Annotated in this window: 15 protein-coding genes; 8 read left to right on the top strand and 7 right to left on the bottom strand. The window is 71.2% G+C overall.

Annotation, left to right across the window (positions count from 1 at the left end):
- Window positions 1-11 precede the first annotated feature (11 nt).
- Window positions 12-3,209, bottom strand: coding sequence for a tetratricopeptide repeat protein (locus tag ACIRDU_RS16020; protein WP_403579446.1), 3,198 nt, complete (start codon window positions 3,207-3,209; stop codon window positions 12-14).
- A 169-nt stretch (window positions 3,210-3,378) separates the two neighbouring features.
- On the opposite strand from ACIRDU_RS16020, the gene ACIRDU_RS16015 reads away from it, so the two are divergent.
- From ACIRDU_RS16015 to ACIRDU_RS15995, 5 genes are all read left to right on the top strand, one after another.
- Window positions 3,379-5,412 carry a thioredoxin domain-containing protein gene (locus tag ACIRDU_RS16015; RefSeq protein WP_403579443.1) on the top strand — a complete coding sequence of 678 codons (2,034 nt, stop codon included), beginning with the start codon at window positions 3,379-3,381 and terminating at the stop codon, window positions 5,410-5,412.
- A 146-nt stretch (window positions 5,413-5,558) separates the two neighbouring features.
- Window positions 5,559-6,848 carry a glycosyltransferase gene (locus tag ACIRDU_RS16010; RefSeq protein WP_403579441.1) on the top strand — a complete coding sequence of 430 codons (1,290 nt, stop codon included), beginning with the start codon at window positions 5,559-5,561 and terminating at the stop codon, window positions 6,846-6,848.
- On the top strand, window positions 6,845-8,494 hold the full coding sequence (locus ACIRDU_RS16005; RefSeq protein WP_403579439.1) for an ArnT family glycosyltransferase: 1,650 nt from the start codon (window positions 6,845-6,847) through the stop codon (window positions 8,492-8,494). The genes ACIRDU_RS16010 and ACIRDU_RS16005 overlap by 4 nt, the downstream gene beginning before the upstream one ends.
- Window positions 8,491-9,684: a glycosyltransferase gene (locus ACIRDU_RS16000; RefSeq protein WP_403579437.1), complete on the top strand. Its 1,194-nt coding sequence runs from the start codon at window positions 8,491-8,493 to the stop codon at window positions 9,682-9,684. Before ACIRDU_RS16005 ends, ACIRDU_RS16000 begins: the two co-directional genes overlap by 4 nt.
- Window positions 9,681-12,086 (top strand): galactose oxidase-like domain-containing protein, encoded by a 2,406-nt coding sequence (locus tag ACIRDU_RS15995; RefSeq protein ID WP_403579435.1) that lies wholly within the window; start codon window positions 9,681-9,683, stop codon window positions 12,084-12,086. The genes ACIRDU_RS16000 and ACIRDU_RS15995 overlap by 4 nt, the downstream gene beginning before the upstream one ends.
- Here the strand turns inward: ACIRDU_RS15995 and ACIRDU_RS15990 are convergent.
- The 4 genes from ACIRDU_RS15990 to ACIRDU_RS15975 form a co-directional block, all read right to left on the bottom strand.
- Window positions 12,083-12,766 carry a Mut7-C RNAse domain-containing protein gene (locus ACIRDU_RS15990; protein ID WP_403579432.1) on the bottom strand — a complete coding sequence of 228 codons (684 nt, stop codon included), beginning with the start codon at window positions 12,764-12,766 and terminating at the stop codon, window positions 12,083-12,085. The two genes, ACIRDU_RS15995 and ACIRDU_RS15990, sit on opposite strands and share 4 nt — an antisense overlap.
- Window positions 12,767-12,799: 33 nt before the next feature.
- The gene (locus ACIRDU_RS15985; RefSeq protein WP_403579429.1) at window positions 12,800-13,426 is read right to left on the bottom strand and encodes a TetR/AcrR family transcriptional regulator; all 627 of its coding nucleotides are present in this window, start codon (window positions 13,424-13,426) and stop codon (window positions 12,800-12,802) included.
- A gap of 5 nt (window positions 13,427-13,431) precedes the next feature.
- Window positions 13,432-14,982, bottom strand: coding sequence for a DHA2 family efflux MFS transporter permease subunit (locus tag ACIRDU_RS15980; protein ID WP_403579426.1), 1,551 nt, complete (start codon window positions 14,980-14,982; stop codon window positions 13,432-13,434).
- Window positions 14,983-15,090: 108 nt separating this feature from the next.
- The gene (locus ACIRDU_RS15975; protein ID WP_403579424.1) at window positions 15,091-15,804 is read right to left on the bottom strand and encodes a hemolysin III family protein; all 714 of its coding nucleotides are present in this window, start codon (window positions 15,802-15,804) and stop codon (window positions 15,091-15,093) included.
- A 327-nt stretch (window positions 15,805-16,131) separates the two neighbouring features.
- Here ACIRDU_RS15975 and ACIRDU_RS15970 point away from each other — a divergent pair, with 327 nt between their 5' ends.
- A complete protein-coding gene (locus tag ACIRDU_RS15970; RefSeq protein WP_403579421.1) occupies window positions 16,132-17,961 on the top strand; it encodes a phosphoenolpyruvate carboxykinase (GTP) in 1,830 nt (609 codons plus the stop codon).
- 203 nt (window positions 17,962-18,164) lie between these two features.
- Here ACIRDU_RS15970 and ACIRDU_RS15965 read toward each other — a convergent pair whose 3' ends face one another.
- Window positions 18,165-18,629 carry an ATP-binding protein gene (locus tag ACIRDU_RS15965; RefSeq protein WP_403579419.1) on the bottom strand — a complete coding sequence of 155 codons (465 nt, stop codon included), beginning with the start codon at window positions 18,627-18,629 and terminating at the stop codon, window positions 18,165-18,167.
- The gene (locus ACIRDU_RS15960) at window positions 18,629-18,838 is read right to left on the bottom strand and encodes a hypothetical protein (protein ID WP_403579416.1); all 210 of its coding nucleotides are present in this window, start codon (window positions 18,836-18,838) and stop codon (window positions 18,629-18,631) included. The genes ACIRDU_RS15965 and ACIRDU_RS15960 overlap by 1 nt, the downstream gene beginning before the upstream one ends.
- A 159-nt stretch (window positions 18,839-18,997) precedes the next feature.
- Between ACIRDU_RS15960 and ACIRDU_RS15955 the strand changes: the two genes are divergently transcribed.
- On the top strand, window positions 18,998-19,852 hold the full coding sequence (locus ACIRDU_RS15955) for a helix-turn-helix domain-containing protein (protein WP_403579414.1): 855 nt from the start codon (window positions 18,998-19,000) through the stop codon (window positions 19,850-19,852).
- Window positions 19,833-20,045 carry a DUF397 domain-containing protein gene (locus ACIRDU_RS15950; protein WP_403579411.1) on the top strand — a complete coding sequence of 71 codons (213 nt, stop codon included), beginning with the start codon at window positions 19,833-19,835 and terminating at the stop codon, window positions 20,043-20,045. The genes ACIRDU_RS15955 and ACIRDU_RS15950 overlap by 20 nt, the downstream gene beginning before the upstream one ends.
- Window positions 20,046-20,052: the final 7 nt, after the last annotated feature.

Here is a 20,052-nt window from a genome sequence, read left to right as displayed (position 1 = left end):
CGCATCAAGGCCTACGCCTTCGACTCCACCGCCACGCCCATCACCTCGCGCGCATGCCGGTTCGGGACCATGCCGAGGCGCCAGGCCTGCCAGCCCGCCTCCAGGGTCACCCCGCGCTCCAGCAGCAGCCGGTACGCGTCGAGGTAGTCGTCCAGCTTCTGGTCGCGCAGGCCGTGGCCGGTGCGGGACAACTGCGCCAGTTCCTCCTGGGCCACCGCGGTGCCGACCACCATGCCGCCCGGGGCCGCATAGGGAAGCAGGGTGCACCGCAGGAAGCGGGCCCAGTCCTCGCCCCGGCGGTCGCCGTAGGACGCGAAGAGTTCCACCGCCTCGTCGCACAGGGCCAGGGCCTGCTGGGTGCGGGCGTTGCCCGCGTCGACGACCGCCAGCTCCAGGCAGGTCCACGCCTCGCCGTGGGCGACGCCGATGCGCTGGAAGTCGGCCCGGGCGTCGACCAGGAGCTGGCGGGCGAAGCCCGAGTTGCGCAGCGAGCCCGTCTGGGCCGCTCGCTGGTCGCGAGTGACCCGGGCCGAGTGGTGGCGGGCGCAAGCCAGGCCGTAGACGTCACGCATGCGCGAGAACATCGTGCGGGCGCGCTCCAGCTCGCGAACCGCCTGGTCGAGAGCGCCGGTCTCCTCCAAGGCCTGGCCCAGGTAGTACAGCGTCCAGGCCTCGCCGCGCGCGTCCTCGTTGTCGCGGTGCCGGGCCGCCGCCCCGCGCAGTTCCTCCACCGCCGGTGACGCGTCCCCGGCCACCAGCAGCGCCCGGGCCAGCTGCGTCAGGGCCCACGCCTCCCCACGGGCGTCACGGGTCCGGCCGTACAGGTCGAGCGCCGCCCGCAGCTCCGACTCGGCACGCGGCACGTCCCCCATGCGCAGACCCAGCTGCCCCAGCTGGAAGTGCGCCCACGCCTGACCGTGCACGGACTCACCCCGCCGGTGCAGGACCAGCGACTCGGTCAGCAGCTCCAGCGCCTCCGCCAGCCGGGCCCGGTCCCGCTCCACCGCCGCGAGCGCGTGCATCGTCCACGCCCGGTCCACGGCCAGCGCGGGCGAGGCCTGCAGAGCCAGGGCCTCGCGGAGCTTCGCCGACGCCTCGGTCAGATTGCCCTGGTGGTGCAGGGTGATGCCGAGGGAGCACAGGGCACGGGCGGCACCGGCGTCGTGATGGGCCTCCCGGTAGAGGTCGACGACCGACGCGAGCGTCGTGCGGGCCTTGTCCAGCTCGCCCAGCTGCCGCGCCGCGATGCCCGTGCGCCACTGCACCGAGCGGACCAGCAGGCCCTCGTCCACCGCCTGGGCCAGCTCACTGATCTCACCGAGGCGGTACAGGTCACCGCGCAGCAGGCAGTAGTCGCACAGGGCGCCCAGCAGGTTCAGCACCGCCGCCTGGTCCACGCCCTCGGCGTGCCGCAGCGCCGCCGTGATGAAGCTCGACTCGTCGTCCAGCCAGCGCAGCGCCTCGTCGAGGGAGGTGAAGCCGTACGGGCTGAAGCGGTTGGTGCGGGTCGACATGTTGCCGTCGACCATGCGCAGCACCGAGTCGGCCAGCTCGGCGTAGTTCACGATCAGCCGCTCCTGCGCCGCCGTGCGCTCGGCCGGCTCCTCCTCGTCGAGGAGGCGGGCCTGGGCGAAGGAGCGCACCAGGTCGTGCAGCCGGTAGCGGTCGCCCCGGACGTGGTCGATCAGGCCGGCGCGGGTCAGGGCCTGCAGATGACGCTTCGCCTCCGCCTCGTCGGTGGCCAGCAGCGCGGCGGCCGCGGCGGCCCCCAGCGAGGCCCGGCCGGCCAGGGCCAGCCGGCGCAGCAGCCGCCGTACGGTCTCCGGCTGGTCGGTGTAGCGCAGCCACAGGGCACGTTCCACCGGCTCGACCGGGCCGTACGCGGCGAGATCCGTGGCCAGCGCCCGCGGGGAGCGCGGACCCAGGCACGAACCGGCGATGCGCAGCGCCAGCGGCAGCCCGCCGCACAGCTCCCGGACCCGGTCCGCCGACTCCGCGTCGTACGGCCCGGAACGGTCCTGCGCCGCCGCGCCCAGCAACTCCTCCGCACCGGCGGCGTCCAGCGGCGCCACCGCCAGCTGGTGCACCCGCGCGGGCAGCCCCTCCAGCTCCAGCGGGCCTCGCGCGGTGACCAGCACCAGGCTGTCGGACCGCTCCGGGACCAGGGCGCGGATCTGCTCGGCGTCCGCGGCGTCGTCGAGGACGACCGTGACCGGCAGACCCGTCAGATGCTGGTGGTACAGCTCGCTCAGCCGCTTGACCTGCTGGTCGGGGGAGGAGCGCTCACGGAACAGCAGCTGCTCGCGCGGCGCGCCGAGCCGGTTCAGCAGATGCAGCAGGGCGTCACGGGTGGACAGCGGGGACTCGCCCGGCCCGTCGGCGCGCAGATCGACGACGCAGGCGCCTCGGAAGTAGTCCTTCAGCTCGTGCGTGGCGTGCACCGCGAGGGTCGTACGGCCGCTGCCGGGCGCCCCGTGCAGCACGACCACCGTCGGCTGCGTCTCGGTACTCGCCCGGGCCGCCTGCACCCACTGCCGGATCTGCGCCAGCTCGTGCCGTCGCCCCGCGAAGGGCTCCGCCGGTTCCGGGAGCTGCCCGAAGGACTGCTCCAGCACGTTGCGCCCGCGGGCCGCCGCGCTCTTGTCCGTGCCCCGCAGCCGCGGCCCCGTCTTCTTCGGCCCGGTCGAGGCCGCGAGCACCCGCTGCTGGTCCAGGAACGGCCGGATGCCCCGCACCTCCAGCGCCGTCAGCCACTGCAACCGCAGCTGTTCGGGCCCACCCGGCTGGTTCACCGCTCCGGCGCGACGGTGCGCGGCCGGCAGATGCGACCCGACCACCTTCACCACCGTCGCCGCGGCCCCAACGACACCCACCGTCACACCCGCCCCGAGAGCGGTCCCGGTCCCCGTGCCCAGCGCCATGTCGGCGACGACGGCCGCGACCGCCGCCACCCCGGCCACCAGCAGCGGCGTCCCGGCGCCCTCCCGTGCGTAACGCTGCCCGAAGGTGAGCTGACCGGCCGCCGCCTCGTCCAGGGCGCGCGTGTAGGCCTCGTACTCCTCGGACGCGCTCCGCGCCATCACATCGAGCGCCCCGCGCGCCCGCGCGAGCAGCACCTTCCCGTCGCTGCGCCCGCCCGAGCGCCGCACCTCCTCCTCCACGGCCCGCGCCAACAGCCGCTCGGCCTCCACCCGATGACTGTCCCGCATGTCAGGTCCCCCTCCGGCGGCAACTCCTGTGCGTACGAGTGTCCTTGGTGAGAGGCGTGAGCGCGAGGGGGTGACGATCAACGGATGCGGTCCGGTGATCTACGAGCTGCTCACTCGCGCGAGGGGCGCGTTCCGTGGCCGGCCGGCCGTCGTGAGGCAGGATGGAAGCATGCCGAACCGACTGGCTCATGAGACGTCCCCGTACCTGCTCCAGCACGCCGACAACCCCGTCGACTGGTGGCCTTGGTCGGCCGAGACCTTCGAGGAGGCCCGGAAACGGAACGTGCCCGTGCTGCTCAGCATCGGATACAGCAGCTGTCACTGGTGTCACGTCATGGCTCACGAGTCCTTCGAGGACCAGGAGACCGCCGAGTACCTCAACGCGCACTACGTGAGTGTCAAGGTCGACCGCGAAGAGCGCCCCGACGTCGACGCCGTCTACATGGAGGCCGTGCAGGCGGCGACCGGGCAGGGCGGCTGGCCCATGACCGTCTTCCTCACTGCGGACGCCGAGCCGTTCTACTTCGGCACGTACTTCCCGCCCGCCCCGCGCCAGGGCATGCCGTCCTTCCGGCAGGTGCTCCAGGGCGTGCACCAGGCGTGGGACGAGCGGCGGGACGAGGTGACCGAGGTCGCCGGGAAGATCGTCCGGGACCTCGCCGGGCGGGAGATCTCCTACGGCGACGCGCGGACCCCCGGCGAGGAGGAGCTCGCGCAGGCGCTGCTCGGGCTGACGCGGGAGTACGACCCGCAGCGCGGCGGTTTCGGCGGGGCGCCGAAGTTCCCGCCGTCGATGGTGCTGGAGTTCCTGCTGCGCCACCACGCCCGCACCGGTGCCGAGGGGGCCCTGCAGATGGCGCGGGACACCTGCGAGCGCATGGCCCGGGGCGGTATGTACGACCAGCTCGGGGGCGGCTTCGCCCGCTACTCCGTCGACCGGGACTGGGTCGTGCCGCACTTCGAGAAGATGCTCTACGACAACGCCCTGCTGTGCCGGGTGTACGCCCATCTCTGGCGCTCCACCGGCTCCGAGCTGGCCCGCCGGGTCGCTCTGGAGACCGCCGACTTCATGGTGCGTGAACTGCGCACGTCCGAGGGCGGGTTCGCCTCCGCGCTGGACGCCGACAGCGACGACGGCACCGGTAAGCACGTCGAGGGCGCGTACTACGTGTGGACGCCCGGGCAGCTGCGGGAGGTTCTGGGTGAGGAGGACGCCGAGCTCGCGGCCCGGCACTTCGGTGTGACCGAGGAGGGGACCTTCGAGGAGGGCGCGTCCGTGCTCCAACTGCCGGTGCGGGACGGTGTGTCCGACGCCGAGAAGGTCGCCTCGATCCGTGAGCGGCTGCTCGCCGAGCGGGCCGAGCGGCCCGCGCCCGGCCGGGACGACAAGGTCGTGGCCGCCTGGAACGGGCTCGCGATCGCGGCGCTCGCCGAGACGGGTGCCTACTTCGACCGGCCCGATCTGGTCGAGGCCGCCGTCGCCGCCGCCGACCTCCTCGTCCGGCTGCATCTGGACGAGCAGGCCCGGCTCACCCGCACCAGCAAGGACGGCCACGCCGGTGCCAACGCGGGTGTCCTGGAGGACTACGCCGATGTCGCGGAGGGTTTCCTGGCGCTCGCGTCCGTCACCGGGGAGGGCGTGTGGCTGGAGTTCGCCGGGTTCCTCCTCGACCACGTCCTGGCGCGCTTCACGGACCCCGAGTCGGGATCGCTGTACGACACCGCGGCCGACGCCGAGCGGCTGATCCGCCGTCCGCAGGACCCGACCGACAACGCCGCTCCGTCGGGCTGGACCGCGGCCGCGGGCGCCCTGCTGAGTTATGCCGCGCACACCGGGTCCGAGCCGCACCGCACGGCCGCAGAGAGGGCGCTCGGGGTCGTCAAGGCGCTCGGGCCGCGGGTGCCGCGCTTCATCGGCTGGGGGCTCGCCGTCGCGGAGGCCGTGCTGGACGGGCCGCGCGAGGTGGCGATCGTGGGTCCGGCCCTGGACGAGGAGGGCACAAGGACCCTGCACCGCACGGCACTTCTGGGCACCGCGCCCGGTGCGGTGGTTGCCGTCGGGAGCCCGGAGAGCGACGAGTTCCCGCTGCTCGCGGACCGTCCGCTGGTCGGCGGTGAACCGGCCGCGTACGTCTGCCGTAACTTCACGTGTGATGCCCCGACAACCGAGCCTGACCGGCTGCGTACGGTCTTGAGTGGCTGAAGTCACGTATCAACGGAAACATGGTCTTTATCTGAACAGCCCCCAGGCTTCACAGTTCCCCCTTAATCTCTGCACAGTGACGTGGCGGACGAGGCCGCACCGGCCCACCGTCGCGTCAGGGGGATCTGGGATCTGGGGGGATCTGTTTGCTGACGTCTGTCTTCATCGCTGCCGTTTCGCTTGCTCTGTTCTGGATGGCGGCGTTCACCCTGTGGTGGCAGATGCACGCCTGGCGTACGCCGGAAGTGCTCGCCTCCACCCGGTTCAGCAGTCCGGACGGGGACGAGCACGTCTCCTTCTCGCTGCTGCTGCCCGCTCGGCACGAACAGGCGGTGCTGGACCACACGATCCAGCGGCTGCTGGAGTCGAGCCACACCGACTTCGAGATCATCGTGATCGTCGGGCACGACGACCCGGAGACCACCGCCGTGGCCGAGCAGGCCGCGGCGCGTGATCGCCGGGTGCGTGTCGTCGTCGACACGCACGACAAGAAGAACAAGCCGAAGGCCATGAACACGGCGCTGCCGCACTGCCGCGGCGACGTCGTCGGGGTCTTCGACGCGGAGGACCAGGTCCACCCCGAGCTCCTCGCGCACGTCGACCACGCCTTCCGCACCACCGGCGCGGACGTCGTCCAGGGCGGGGTGCAGCTGATCAACTTCCACTCCAGCTGGTACAGCCTGCGCAACTGCCTGGAGTACTTCTTCTGGTTCCGCTCGCGGCTCCACCTGCACGCGCAGAAAGGTTTCATTCCGCTCGGCGGCAACACCGTCTTCGTCCGCACCGGCGTCCTCAGGGAAGCCGACGGCTGGGACCCGAACTGCCTTGCCGAGGACTGCGACCTGGGCGTGCGCCTGTCCAGCGTCGGCAAGAAGGTCGTGGTCGCCTACGACTCCGACATGGTGACCCGGGAGGAGACCCCGGGCTCGCTGATGTCCCTGCTGAAGCAGCGCACCCGCTGGAACCAGGGGTTCCTCCAGGTGTACCGGAAGAAGGACTGGAAGCAACTGCCCACCCTCGGGCAGCGGTTGCTCGCCCGCTACACCCTGATGACGCCGTTCATGCAGGCCTTCACCGGTCTGATCATCCCGCTGAACGTGGCGATCGCCCTGTTCCTGGACGTGCCCGTCGGCATCGCCTTCATCACCTTCCTGCCGGCCGTCACCGCCCTGGTCACCTTCGTCTTCGAGGTCGTCGGACTGCACGACTTCGGCAAGCAGTACGGCCTGCGCGTCCGCTTCGCGCACTACCTGAAGCTGATCCTGGGCGGCCCCTTCTACCAGGTCCTGCTCGCCGGCGCGGCCGTCCGGGCCGTGTGGCGTGAGCAGCGCGGCCGCAACGACTGGGAGCTGACGACCCATGTGGGCGCGCATCTCGGCGAGACGGCCGTGACCCGGCAGGACGTTCCCGTGACCCGAGAGGACGTTCCCGCGTGACCTCCACCCTTCCCGCGGTGACCGCTCCCAAGGTCCCCGCGCAGCGCCGGCCTGCGCCCCGCACCGGAGCCCACCGCCGTGTGGAGCCGCCGAGCCGGCTGCGCTCCTCCCGGGCCGACCTGATCCTGTGCGGTGTCCTGCTCGCGGCGATCCTCGTCGTGCAGGGCTGGAACATCGCCGACTACCCGGCCCTCAGCGACGACGAGGGCACCTACCTCGCCCAGGCCTGGTCCGTGCAGCAGGGCAACGGCCTCGCCCACTACACCTACTGGTACGACCACCCGCCGCTCGGCTGGATCCAGATCGCCGTGCTGACCTGGATCCCCGCGCTGATCAGCCCCGAGTCGATGACGGTGGGCACCATGCGCGCCGCGATGCTGGTGATCAGCGGTATCAGCGCGGTCCTGATCTTCGTGCTGGGCCGGCGCCTGGCGCTGCCCCGCTGGGCGGCCGCGCTCGGCATGGTGTTCTTCGGGCTCTCGCCGCTGTCGGTCGTCCTCCAGCGGGAGATCTTCCTCGACAACCTCGCGGTGATGTGGACGCTGCTGGCCTTCACGCTGGCCGCCTCCCCGAGCCGCCACCTCTGGCACCACTTCGGTGCGGGCATCGCGGCCGCCACGGCCGTGCTCACCAAGGAGACGATGCTCGTCGTCCTGCCCGCCCTGTTCCTCACCATGTGGCGCCACAGCCACCGCGACACCCGCAAGTTCGCCCTCACCGGAGCCGTCACGGCCTGCGCCCTGATCGGCTTCTCGTACCCCCTGTTCGCCCTGCTCAAGGGCGAGTTGCTGCCGGGCGCCGGGCACGTGTCCCTCTGGGACGGTGTCAAGTACCAGATGACCAGGCCCGGTTCGGGCTTCATCCTGGACCAGGGCTCCGGCTCCTGGGGCGTGCTCCAGTCGTGGCTGTACTACGACAAGATCCTGCCCCTCGGCGGCCTCGCGGGCGCCCTGCTCCTGCTCGTCACCTGGCGCTGGTCGGTCACCGCCCGTGCCCTGGCCGGACCGGCCCTGGCCGTGGCGATCTTCGCCGCGCTGGCCCTGCGCCCCAACGGCTACCTGCCCGCGATGTACGTCATCCAGGCCCTGCCGTTCCTCGCCCTGGTCCTCGCCGGAGGCACCGCCTCCGTCGCCCACGCGGTGCTGAGCCGCTGGCGCTCGGAGGCGGAGCGGCGCTACCTGAGTGTGGGCCGGTACGCACTCGCCACGGTGCTCGCCCTGGCCGCCGGCGCCTACGTCGTCCCGCACTGGTACGACGGCGCCCGCACCGCCGTCACCACCGACGCCAACGCCCCCTACAAGGCCGCCTCCAAGTGGCTGGCCACCGAGGTCGAGAACCCGGAGCGCACCCGCGTGCTCGTCGACGACGCCCTCTGGCTGGACCTGGTGCACCAGGGCTACCGGCCCGGCCTCGGCGTCATCTGGTTCTACAAGGCCGACCTCGACCCGGCGGTGACCAAGACGATGCCGCGCGGCTGGAAGGACCTGGACTACGTCGTCGCCTCGCCGACCGTGCGGCGGGACGCGGCGGACCTGCCCAACGTCAAGGCCGCCATGGAGCACTCGGACCCGGTCGCCACCTTCGGCACCGGCGAGGACCGCATCGAGATCCGCCAGATCCAGACGTCCGCCGGAGGCGCGCGATGAGCCAGGAGTCCACCGTCCCCGGCGAGGTCGTCGAGACCGCCGAGATCCCCGAACCGGGCGCCGTCACCATCGTCGTACCGACCTTCAACGAGTCGGCGAACGTACGGCAGTTGCTGCGCCAGATCACCGACGCCGTCCCGGCCCGGCTGCCCTGCGAGGTCGTCTTCGTGGACGACTCCACCGACGACACGCCCGAGGTCATCGAGAAGGCGGCGCAGGACTGCCCGTTCCCGGTGACCGTCCTGCACCGCGACGAGCCGGTGGGCGGGCTCGGCGGTGCGGTCGTCGAGGGCCTGAAGGCGGCCACGTCGGACTGGATCGTCGTCATGGACGGCGACTGCCAGCACCCGCCGTCCCTCGTCCCCGACCTGGTCGCCACCGGTGAGCGGGCGAACGCCGGGCTGGTCGTCGCCTCCCGCTACATCAAGGGCGGCAGCCGGGCGGGGCTGGCGGGCAGTTACCGCGTGGCCGTCTCGCGCGGGGCGACCTGGCTGACCAAGGCGCTGTTCCCGCGCCGGCTGCACGGCATCAGCGACCCGATGAGCGGGTTCTTCGCGATCCGCCGCAGCGCGGTCACGGCCGAGGTCCTCCAGCCGCTCGGCTACAAGATCCTCCTGGAACTCGCCGTCCGCAGCCGCCCGCGCAGGGTCACCGAGGTGCCCTTCGTCTTCCAGGACCGGTTCGCCGGGGAGTCCAAGTCCACCGCGCAGGAGGGCTTCCGCTTCCTGCGCCATCTGGCCGGGCTGCGCGCCGCCTCGTCGGTCGCGCGCATGGTCGGCTTCGGCCTGATCGGGCTCACCGGCTTCGTACCGAACCTGCTCGGACTGTGGGCGCTGACCGCCGTCGGCATGCACTACGTGCCGGCGGAGATCCTCGCCAACCAGCTCGGCGTCGCCTGGAACTTCGTGCTCATCGAGCACCTGCTGTTCCGCGAGCGGCGCCGGCACCGGCGGTGGTGGGACCGGGCCGGGCGGTTTGCGCTGATCGCCAACGCCGATCTGGTGCTGCGCATCCCGCTGATCGCCCTGTTCGTGCACCAGCTGCACCTGGGCGTGCTGTCCGCCACCGCGCTCGCGCTGGTGACGACGTTCGTCCTGCGCTTCGCCGGGACCGAAGCGCTGGTCTACCTGCCGCGCCGGGGACGTGAGAAGCCCGTGCGCGGCGGCCGCACCGCAAGGAGAGCCGCGTGAACCTTCGTCGCAGAACGACCGCACTCCTGTCCGTGGCGGGCCTCACCGCGGGCCTGCTCCTGACCGCACCCCAGCCCGCCTCCGCCGCCAACCTCATCAAGAACCCCGGCTTCGAGACCGCCGGCACCGGCGACATGCCGTACTGCTGGGAGAAGTCCGGCTGGGGCGACAACGACTTCACCTTCAGCACCACGGCCGACGCGCACACCGGCTCCAAGGCCATGAAGGTCGAGCTGACCCGCCGGGTCGAGGGCGACCGCAAGGCGCTGATCACCGAGTCCGCCGCGTGCGCGCCGGTCGTGACGCCGGGCAAGCAGTACGACCTCGGGCTCTGGTACAAGACGACGACCCCGGACGCGGCGATCACCCTGTTCCGGCACGACACCACGGCCGGCTGGCAGTACTGGACGGACCTCAAGACACTGGACCTGGCCGGCAGCTGGACCGAGGCCACGGTCCGCACGCCCGAGGTCCCGGCCGGCACCGACCGCATCTCCTGGGGCGTCTCCGTCTACGGCACGGGCTCCGCCACCACCGACGACTACACCATGGACCAGGTGCCCGACCCGGTCCTCCCGCCGGAGTGCACCGGCACCGCCGAGCAGTGCGCGAACGGCAGGTGGGACGTGCTGCCCACGCAGAACCCGGTGCGCTCCATGCACTCGGTCGTCCTGCACAACGGCAAGGTGCTGCTCATCGCGGGCTCCGGCAACGACGAGTCGATGTTCGAGGCCGGCACCTTCACCTCGGCGGTCTACGACCCGGCGAACGGCTCCTACAAGGTCGTCCCCACGCCGAAGGACATGTTCTGCGCCGGGCACGTCCAGCTCCAGGACGGGCGCGTGCTGGTCATGTCCGGCAACAAGGGCTACCCGACGGCGGACGGCCGGGTCGGCTACCAGGGCTACAAGGACTCGTACATCTTCGACCCGGAGACCGAGACCTACACCAAGACCAACGACATGAACGACGGCCACTGGTACCCGTCGGCGACGATCCTCGGCAACGGTGACGTCATCTCCTTCGGCGGCCTGCGCGAGGACTCCACCGGCTCGGTCGCCGCCGAGCTGTTCTCCGAGGCCGAGCAGCGGTGGCAGCCGCTGTGGAAGGTCAAGCAGACCTGGTCGTACTGGGGCCTGTACCCGTCGATGATCCTCATGCAGGACGGCCGGCTCTTCTACTCGGGCAGCCACGTCTTCGGCAACAACATCCCCGGCACCGGCTCGGCGATCTACGACTACGACGCCAACACCACCACCCAGGTGCCCGGCCTGCGGAACAAGGACGAGCGCGACCAGTCGGCGAGCGTGCTGCTGCCCCCGGCGCAGGACCAGAAGGTCCTCACCCTCGGCGGCGGCAATATCGACTCCAACCCGGAGGCGAACCGCCTGACCGACATCATCGACCTCAAGCAGCCGAACCCGTCGTACGTGGCCGGGCCGCCGATCCCGCAGGGCACGGTCGACCTGGGCAACGGGCCCGTGCCGCAGACCGGGAACCAGGGCAAGATGTACGTCTCCGCGGTGCTGCTGCCCGACGGCAAGGTGCTGGAGACGGGCGGCGCGCTGCACAACCGCGCCAACCCGGTCTACGAGACGTCGATCTTCGACCCCGAGTCGGAGACCTTCGACCCGGTGGCCGTCGACCCCGAGGCGCGCGGCTACCACTCCTCGGCGTTCCTGCTCCCCGACGGCCGCGTGATGACCACCGGCGACAACCCGGGCAACGGCTCCTGGAACCACGACGTGTCGGTCTACAGCCCGCCCTACCTGTTCAAGGGCCCGCGCCCCACCATCACCTCGGTGATCGACACCGAGTGGAACTACGGCGACACCCAGCGGATCACCGTCGACCGGCCCATCGCCAAGGCCGAGCTGATCCGCCCGGCCGCCGTCACGCACTCCTCCGACCCGAACCAGCGGTTCGTGGACCTGCCGCTGTCCGTCGACGGCAACAACGTCGACCTGAACGTGACGAGCAACCCCAACCTGGCCCCGCCCGGCTGGTACATGCTCTTCGCGGTCGACGCGAACGGCGTGCCGTCGGTGGCGAAGTGGGTGCACCTCGAGGGCCCGCAGGCCCTCAAGGCCACGGACGCCTCGGCCCACGTCCACGACTTCGCGGACGAGCCGAAGGGCAAGGTGGCGGGCCCGGGCAAGAAGCGCACCTCGCAGAAGGTCAGCCCGACGATCTCCGGCTGCGACCGGCACTACGGATCGATCAACGTCTGCGTGCCGACGGACTTCCCGGCGGAGGTGAAGAAGACGACGGCCGCACGCTGCGAGTGGCTGAAGGCGAACGACTACGGCCGCCTGAAGGTCAACGGCAAGGACGACCCACTGGGCCTGGACCGCAACAGGGACGGCATCGCCTGCGGCAAGCAGGACCTGAGAAGGAGCTAGGGGGTGTCCGCAAAGTCCCGCCTGTACGCCCGGCCGCACGCCGCGCACTGCGCGAACACGTCGTACGTCGCGTGCGTGCCGTGCTTGAGCTGGTCGGCGACCTCGTCCTTGGTCGCCTTGCGCAGCAGCCCGTTGCAGGCCGTGCAGCGCGTCCAGGGGAGCAGCTCGGGGCGGAAGCGGCCGAGGACATCACGAAGCTGCTCCTCGGGCCGGGTGCTGTACACGAACGCCCCCGCCCACAGCTCGCGCCTGCGCAGCAACCCCCGGTCGCGGCTCAGCATCACCCGCTGCTCCGCCGCCGAGCGCGCCGCGAGGGCCGGGTCGCCGATGTCGGTCGACTCGTAGGCCGTGTCCACGCCGAGCAGGCGCAGCCGTCGGGCCAGCGTGCCGAGGTGCACGTCGAGGAGGAAGCGCAGGGGAGCGCCCGGGACCCGCTGGGGGCGTGCGACCGTCCGTACGGTCACCGACTCGCCGGCCGACGGGACGTGTGCGAAGGGCACCTCGCGGCCGTCCACGACCAGCGCGCCCACCTCGGTCAGCGGCACGCCCATCGACTCGATGACGTGGCCGAGGCTGGAGACGCCGTCGGTGGCGGCCCGCACGGTGCCGTCCTGCCTGGCCCGGGGGACGAAGACGTGCAGCTCGGGGGCGAACTCGACGTGGATCTCGGGACCGTTCACCCGGTCAGGATGCCACGGTGAGCGGCGCCGGCCTCAGGGTTTTCCGGCGGGCAGGCCGTGCTCCAGGACGTCCAGGGCGCGGTCGACGAGGACCCGGATGTCGTCGCGGTGGCCGGTCTCGGCCCAGTAGTGGGAGACCTCCATCAGACCGCCCATCACGGACATGGCGAAGACCCGCAGCTCCAGGCCGTCGGGGTCGAGGCCGGAGCGTTCCGCCAGGGCCTCGCGGAGCAGCCGGCCGGTCGCGGCCATGCTCTCCATCGTCCGGGCGCGGACGGCCGGGACCTCGACGCCGAGCCGCGTCCGCAGCCGCGTCACCTCGGGCTCCTCGGCAAGGCTCAGGTCGAGGGCCGTGCGCATCACATGCCGGAGGGTGTCGGCCCACGACTCGTCCTCCGGCCTGGCCCGCACCTCCGCCAGCATGACCGGGTCCCACTCGTCGGTGATGACGATGTCTTCCTTGGTGGGGAAGTACCGGAAGACCGTCGACGGCGACACCTCGGCGCGCTCGGCGATCTGCTCGACCGTCGTGGCGTCGTAGCCCTGCTCCTCGATCAGCGCGTAGGTCGCGGTGCGGATCGCCTGGCGGGTCTTGATCTTCTTCCGCTCCCGGAGCCCCGGCTGGGGGCGGTCGGCGGAAGTGGTGCGTGCGGCCGTCATGAAGGTCATTGTCGGGCATCTGCCTCCGGTTCGGCCATGGCCGCGGTGTCGGCCTCGGCGTCCGCGGCGGTCCGCGTGTCGGGCAGGAACGCCCCGGTGAGCAGCGCGGCGACCAGGGCGGCGACACCGCACACCAGCAGCACGACGCCCATGCCGTGGACGTAGGCGCTGTTCGCGGACGTGGCCAGGCCGGCCACGCCGGTGCGTTCGGCGACGAGGTGCGCGGCCACCACGGACTCCCCGGCGGCGTCGGCGGCCCGGGCCGGCAGTCCGGTGACGTCGAGGCGGTCCCGGTAGGCGCTCGCGAGCAGGCTGCCGAGCAGGGCGATGCCGATCGCGCTGCCGACCTGGCGCAGGGTCATCAGGAGCCCGGACCCCGAGCCGGCCCGGTCTGCGGGCAGCGCTGCCAGCGCCCCGTCGATCGCCGGGACCACGGCGAAGCCGAAGCCCAGGCCGGTGACCGTCAGCCACAGCGCGGTGAAGCCATAGCCGGAGTCGGGTGCCGTGCGGCTGCCGAGGAACGCGGCGAACGCCAGCACCACGAGGCCGCAGGTGACGACCGCCCGGGGGCCGAACCGGGCGACGACCGGCTGCGCACCGCGTGCCGCGACCATCAGACCGCCCATCATCGGCAGCAGCCGCAGCCCGGTGCCGAAGGCGTCGTGGCCGAGGACGGCCTGGAGGTAGGGCGGCAGCAGGAACAGCAGGCCCGCCAGGACGAAGGTGACCAGGGTCGCCGTGAGGGCGTTCACGAGGAAGCCGCGGTGGCCGAGCAACTCCATGTCGAGCATGGGCCGCTCCGCCCGCCGCTCACGCAGCACCAGTCCGGCGAGCAGCACGACGCCCGCGGCGAGGAACCCCGCCACCAGAGGGTCGCGCCAGCCACGTGCGGGCGCCTCGATGATGGCGCAGACCAGGGCGCCGAGACCGGCGACGGTGAGCGTCGTGGCGAGGGCGTCGACCTTCGGGGCGGCAGGGTCGCGCGTCTCGGGGAGCAGGAACAGGCAGGCCGTGACGCCGATACCGACCATCGGGACGTTGATCAGGAAGACCGAGCCCCACCAGAAGTGGTCGAGCAGCCAGCCGCCCAGGATCGGACCGAGCGGCATGCCCAGCGCGGAGGCGGCCGACATGACGCCGATCGCCCTGGAGCGCTCGTCGGGCCCGAACAGCGAGGGCAGCACGGACAGCGCCAGCGGCATGACCAGCGCGCCGCCCACGCCCATCACGGCCCGGGCGACGACGACCCAGGTCACGTCCGGGGCCAGGGCGCCCATGACCGAACCGGCCAGGAAGATCCCGAGCCCGGTCACCAGCATCAGCCGCCGCCCGAACCGGTCCCCGAGCAGCCCGGCCGGGAGCATCAGCGCCGCGAAGACGACGACGTACGCGTCCGCCATCCACTGCTGCTCGCCCGTACTCGCGCCGAGATCCTCGGCCATGGTCGGCAGCGCGACGTTGAGGATCGTCATGTCGAAGCCGAGCGTGAGCATGCTCGCGACCAGGGCCGTAAGGGCCCACCAGCGACGCGGGTCGGGCGAAGTGACAGTAACCATGAAATGAAAGTAACTATCAAAAGATAGATTCTGTCAATCGCAAGGAGGTGTCCGCGCACGCAAAAAAGGCCACGGCTGGAGAGCCGTGGCCTGGGGGGTGGGAGAGCCCTAGCCGTGCTGGTACGCCACCAGTGAGATCCCCACGTAGTGCGCGATGAAGGCCGCCAGGGTGAAGGAGTGGAACACCTCGTGGAAGCCGAACCAGCGCGGTGACGGGTTCGGTCGCTTGATCCCGTAGACCACGCCGCCCGCGCTGTAGAGCAGGCCGCCGACGATGACCAGGACGAGGACGGCGATGCCGCCGGTCCGCATGAAGTCGGGCAGGTAGAAGACGGCCGCCCAGCCCATCGCGATGTAGCACGGCGTGTAGAGCCAGCGCGGGGCGCCGACCCAGAAGACGCGGAAGAGGATGCCGGCCACCGCAGCGGCCCAGATGCCCCACAGCAGCCACCGGCCCTTGTCGCCCGGCAGGAGCAGCATGGTCAGGGGTGTGTAGGTGCCCGCGATGATCAGGAAGATGTTGGCGTGGTCCAGCCGGCGCAGGACGCCGTCCATGCGCGGGCTCCAGTTGCCCCGGTGGTACAGCGCGCTCACGCCGAACAGCAGGCATGCCGTCAGAGCGAAGATGCCGCAGGCGATGCGTCCTCTGGAGGAGTCGGCGAGGGCGGTCAGCACCAGGCCCGCGATCAGAACGGCCGGGAACATGCCGAGGTGCAGCCAGCCGCGCAGTTTCGGCTTCACCGGGTGAGGCAGGGAGAGCGCCTGCGGACCGTGGCCGTCGGCCGCCGAGTCCGTGGGCGCGTCGGGGACGAACGCAGTCATGCCCGAATGGTAGCTACGGAACCGTAAGTGACCTATCAGTGCCTCGGATTGACAGGCGAGGAGTGGCCATCCTCTCATCCTGATCCGGCGATGGTCACGCAAATGGACGGTCAGGTGAACGCAACGTGCACGTAAAGCGGCGCGAGAAACCGTGGCGAGCCTCACGTTGCTCACCTGTGCGCTCCTCTGGACAGATGGGCGCGCACGTCGGATGATCAAATGAGTGCGGTCGGCACCGGATGAGCGCCAAGATCCACCCTGAAGCATCCGGGTCGCAGCCCCCACGGGGCCTCCACATCACAAAAAATCCCTCATTTAGGAGCAATCGTGGCGCGCGACATCGCGGCTCCCACCGTCCCCACCACTCATCAGGGGCTGATCTCGTGGGTCAACGAGATCGCTGAACTGACGCAGCCGGACAACGTGGTCTGGTGTGACGGATCCGAGGCCGAGTACGAGCGACTGTGCGGGGAGCTCGTCGAGAAGGGCACCTTCCGGAAACTCGACCCGATCAAGCGCCCCCACTCCTACTACGCGGCCTCCGACCCCACCGACGTCGCCCGCGTGGAGGACCGGACGTTCATCTGTTCCGAGAAGGAGGCGGACGCGGGCCCGACCAACCACTGGAAGGCCCCTGCCGAGATGCGGGAGATCTTCCAGGGCTCGGAGGGCCGGGGTGGCCTGTTCCGCGGCTCGATGCGCGGCCGGACCATGTACGTCGTGCCCTTCTGCATGGGCCCGCTCGGCTCGCCGCTGTCCGCGCTCGGTGTGGAGATCACCGACTCGGCGTACGTCGCCGTCTCCATGCGCACCATGACGCGCATGGGCCAGGCCGTGCTGGACGAGCTCGGCTCCGACGGCTTCTTCGTCAAGGCCGTCCACACCCTGGGCGCCCCGCTGGAGCCCGGCCAGGCGGACGTCCCCTGGCCCTGCAACCAGACCAAGTACATCTCGCACTTCCCCGAGGACCGCGAGATCTGGTCCTACGGCTCCGGCTACGGCGGCAACGCCCTGCTCGGCAAGAAGTGCTACGCCCTGCGCATCGCCTCCGTCATGGCCCGTGACGAGGGCTGGCTCGCCGAGCACATGCTCGTCCTGAAGCTCACCCCGCCCCGCGGCGAGGCCAAGTACGTCGCCGCCGCCTTCCCGAGCGCCTGCGGCAAGACCAACCTCGCCATGCTGGAGCCGACCATCCCCGGCTGGACGGTCGAGACCATCGGCGACGACATCGCCTGGATGCGCTTCGGCGAGGACGGCCGGCTGTACGCCATCAACCCCGAGGCCGGCTTCTTCGGCGTCGCCCCCGGCACCGGCGAGCACACCAACGCCAACGCGATGAAGACCCTGTGGGGCAACTCCGTCTTCACCAACGTGGCCCTCACCGACGACAACGACGTGTGGTGGGAGGGCATGACCGAGGAGTCCCCGGCCCACCTGACGGACTGGAAGGGCAACGACTGGACGCCCGAGTCCGGCGTCCCGGCCGCGCACCCCAACGCCCGCTTCACCGTCCCGGCCTCGCAGTGCCCGATCATCGCGCCGGAGTGGGAGGACCCCAAGGGCGTGCCGATCTCGGCGATCCTCTTCGGCGGCCGCCGCGCCACCGCCGTACCGCTGGTGACGGAGTCCTTCGACTGGAACCACGGGGTCTTCCTTGGCGCCAACGTGGCCTCCGAGAAGACCGCCGCCGCCGAGGGCAAGGTCGGCGAGCTGCGCCGCGACCCGTTCGCGATGCTGCCGTTCTGCGGCTACAACATGGGCGACTACATGGCCCACTGGATCGACGTGGCCAAGGACAAGGACCAGTCCAAGCTGCCGAAGATCTACTACGTCAACTGGTTCCGCAAGGACGACGAGGGCAAGTTCGTCTGGCCAGGCTTCGGCGAGAACAGCCGCGTCCTGAAGTGGATCGTGGAGCGCCTGGAGGGCAAGGCCGAGGGTGTCGAGACCCCCATCGGCATCCTGCCGACCAAGGACGCCCTCGACACCAACGGCCTGGAACTGGCCGAGTCCGACCTGGAGTTCCTGCTCACGGTCGACAAGGAGGTCTGGCGCGAGGAGGCCGCCCTGGTCCCCGAGCACCTCAACACCTTCGGCGACCACACGCCGAAGGAGCTGTGGGACGAGTACCGCGCCCTGGTGCAGCGCCTGGGCTGAGCCCCACCCCGAACTCCGCGGCCGGCCGGAACCGACAGTGCCCTGACCAGCAACATCGTCACGGCCGGCCGCGGGACCGACAGGCGGGACCCGCACAACGGCGTGCGGGGCTCCGAGCCCGTCGCCGCCCTCCGTCCGCCCCGACGGGGACCGTCGGCGACAGGCTCACACCCGCCCGCTTCGGCACGGCCCGCCCCGCGGGCTCACGAACGTGCCGATGGATGACCGAGCGCTCCGGCCGACGGCCCACGTCGACCGGAGTGCTCGGGCGTTTTCGGGGTGCCGGCTTCGGCGAACAGCTCGCACCACACCGTCTTGCGGCCGGCCTCCTGCTCCACACCCCATCGCACGGCCAGCGCGTCGAGCAGCGCCAGCCCCCGGCCGGACTCCGCCTCGGCCCCGACGCCGACCGCTCCGACCTCTCCGACCTCTCCGACCAGGACGGGCAGGGCCCGGGGGTCGGGATCGGTGACCCCGAGCCGGACGCGCCCGCCGTCCCGCCACACCCGCACCGTGACGGGTACGCCCTCTCCGACGTGCCGGATCACGTTCGTGACGAGCTCGCTCGCGCAGAGCTGCACGTCGATGCCGTGCGCGCGCAGGGCCCGCCGCACACCGGACACCGCGGCCGGGGTCGCGAGCAGCTCCAGCGTCACCACCGGCCGCATCACGCCGCACCCTCGCGCAGGGCGGCGGCCAGGGCCTGCGCGGTCAGGAGATTGCAGTTGCCGAGCGCGATCAGCGGCCGGGTGGGGCAGCGGGAGGCGAAGGTCGGAAGGTCGATGCCGAGGGACGGCAGGGTGATGCCGTGCGCGGCGAGCGAGGCCCGCAACTCCTCGACGCAGGCTTCGGCTTCGGCTTCGGCGGGGCTGTGCATGGGGGGTTCACACCTTCCAGTGCGCTGAGTGACGAACTCCTCACACTCTGGCGCCGACCGCCGTAGCGTGACAGCCCATCGGCATCCCGCGCCCGTACTGCGCGTACGCGCGGCCGGGTCCGGTAGCGGGCGGTAACGGCACACCAAGGACGGTGAACGATGGGTCAGCGCAAGGACATCGACGGTTCGACGGGCGTCCCGACCTTCTACGGCAGTGAGTTGCGCTGGAAGCGGGAGGAGGCGGGCCTCACCCTCCAGCAGCTCGTCGAGGGCAGCTTCTACGGCCCGAGCCACCTCAGTGAGATCGAGCGGGGCACGCGCCGGATGCCGGCGGAACTCGCCGAGCACGTGGACAAGGTGCTCGGCACGGACGGCTTCTTCAGGCGGCGCTGCGAGGACGTACGGCGGGCGAAGCGGCGGGGGCACGCGAGTTACTTCGAGCGGGTGCTGGAGGCGGAGCAGCACGCGGAGACCATCGAGGAGTGGTGCCCGACGCTGGTGCCGGGGTTGTTGCAGACGGAGGCGTATGCGAGGGCGGTGACCCGCTCCGCGCATCCCCTGGCGCCGGACGAGGAGGTGGAGGAGAAGGTGACCGCGAGGCTGGCGCGGGCCCGGCTGTTCGAAGACGACCACAAGACCCCCGAGTACTGGGTGATCCTGCCCGAGTCACTGCTGCGGCAGCCGATCCTTCAGCCGGAGCGGAACGCCGAACAGTGGGAACGCATCGCGGGACTGGCGCGGCGCCGCCGGATCGTTCCCCAGATCCTTCCGTGGAACTGCGGGGCGCACCCGCTGATGCTGGGCTCGGCCATGGTCATGACCTTCCCGGACGCCCCGCCTCTGGTCTACACGGAGGCGCAGTACAGCGGGGACACCATCGACGATCCGGCCCTCGTGAAGCAGTACCGCAAGGCATACGATCGGCTCAGGGCCGCCGCACTGCCCCCGGAGGCGTCCCTCGCCCTGATCGAGCAAGCGGCTGAGGATGACCGAAATGGCGAAGAGCGCAAATGACTTGAGCGCGGCCGTCTGGCGCAAGAGCAGCTACAGCAACGGGGACGGCGGCAACTGCCTCGAGGTGTGCGACGCACACCCCGCCGTCGTCCCCGTCCGTGACTCCAAGGTCCCCCACGGCCCGGTCCTCACCCTCACGGCCCCGGCCTGGACGTCCTTCGTCACGTCCCTCAAGTCGGCACCGGTCGCCTGACCGCCAC

The organism is Streptomyces sp. NPDC093598, assembly GCF_044764825.1.
Taxonomy (GTDB): Bacteria; Actinomycetota; Actinomycetes; order Streptomycetales; family Streptomycetaceae; genus Streptomyces.
Note: the sequence above shows the minus strand (reverse complement) of the source record. Positions and strands in the feature narration are given on the sequence as shown.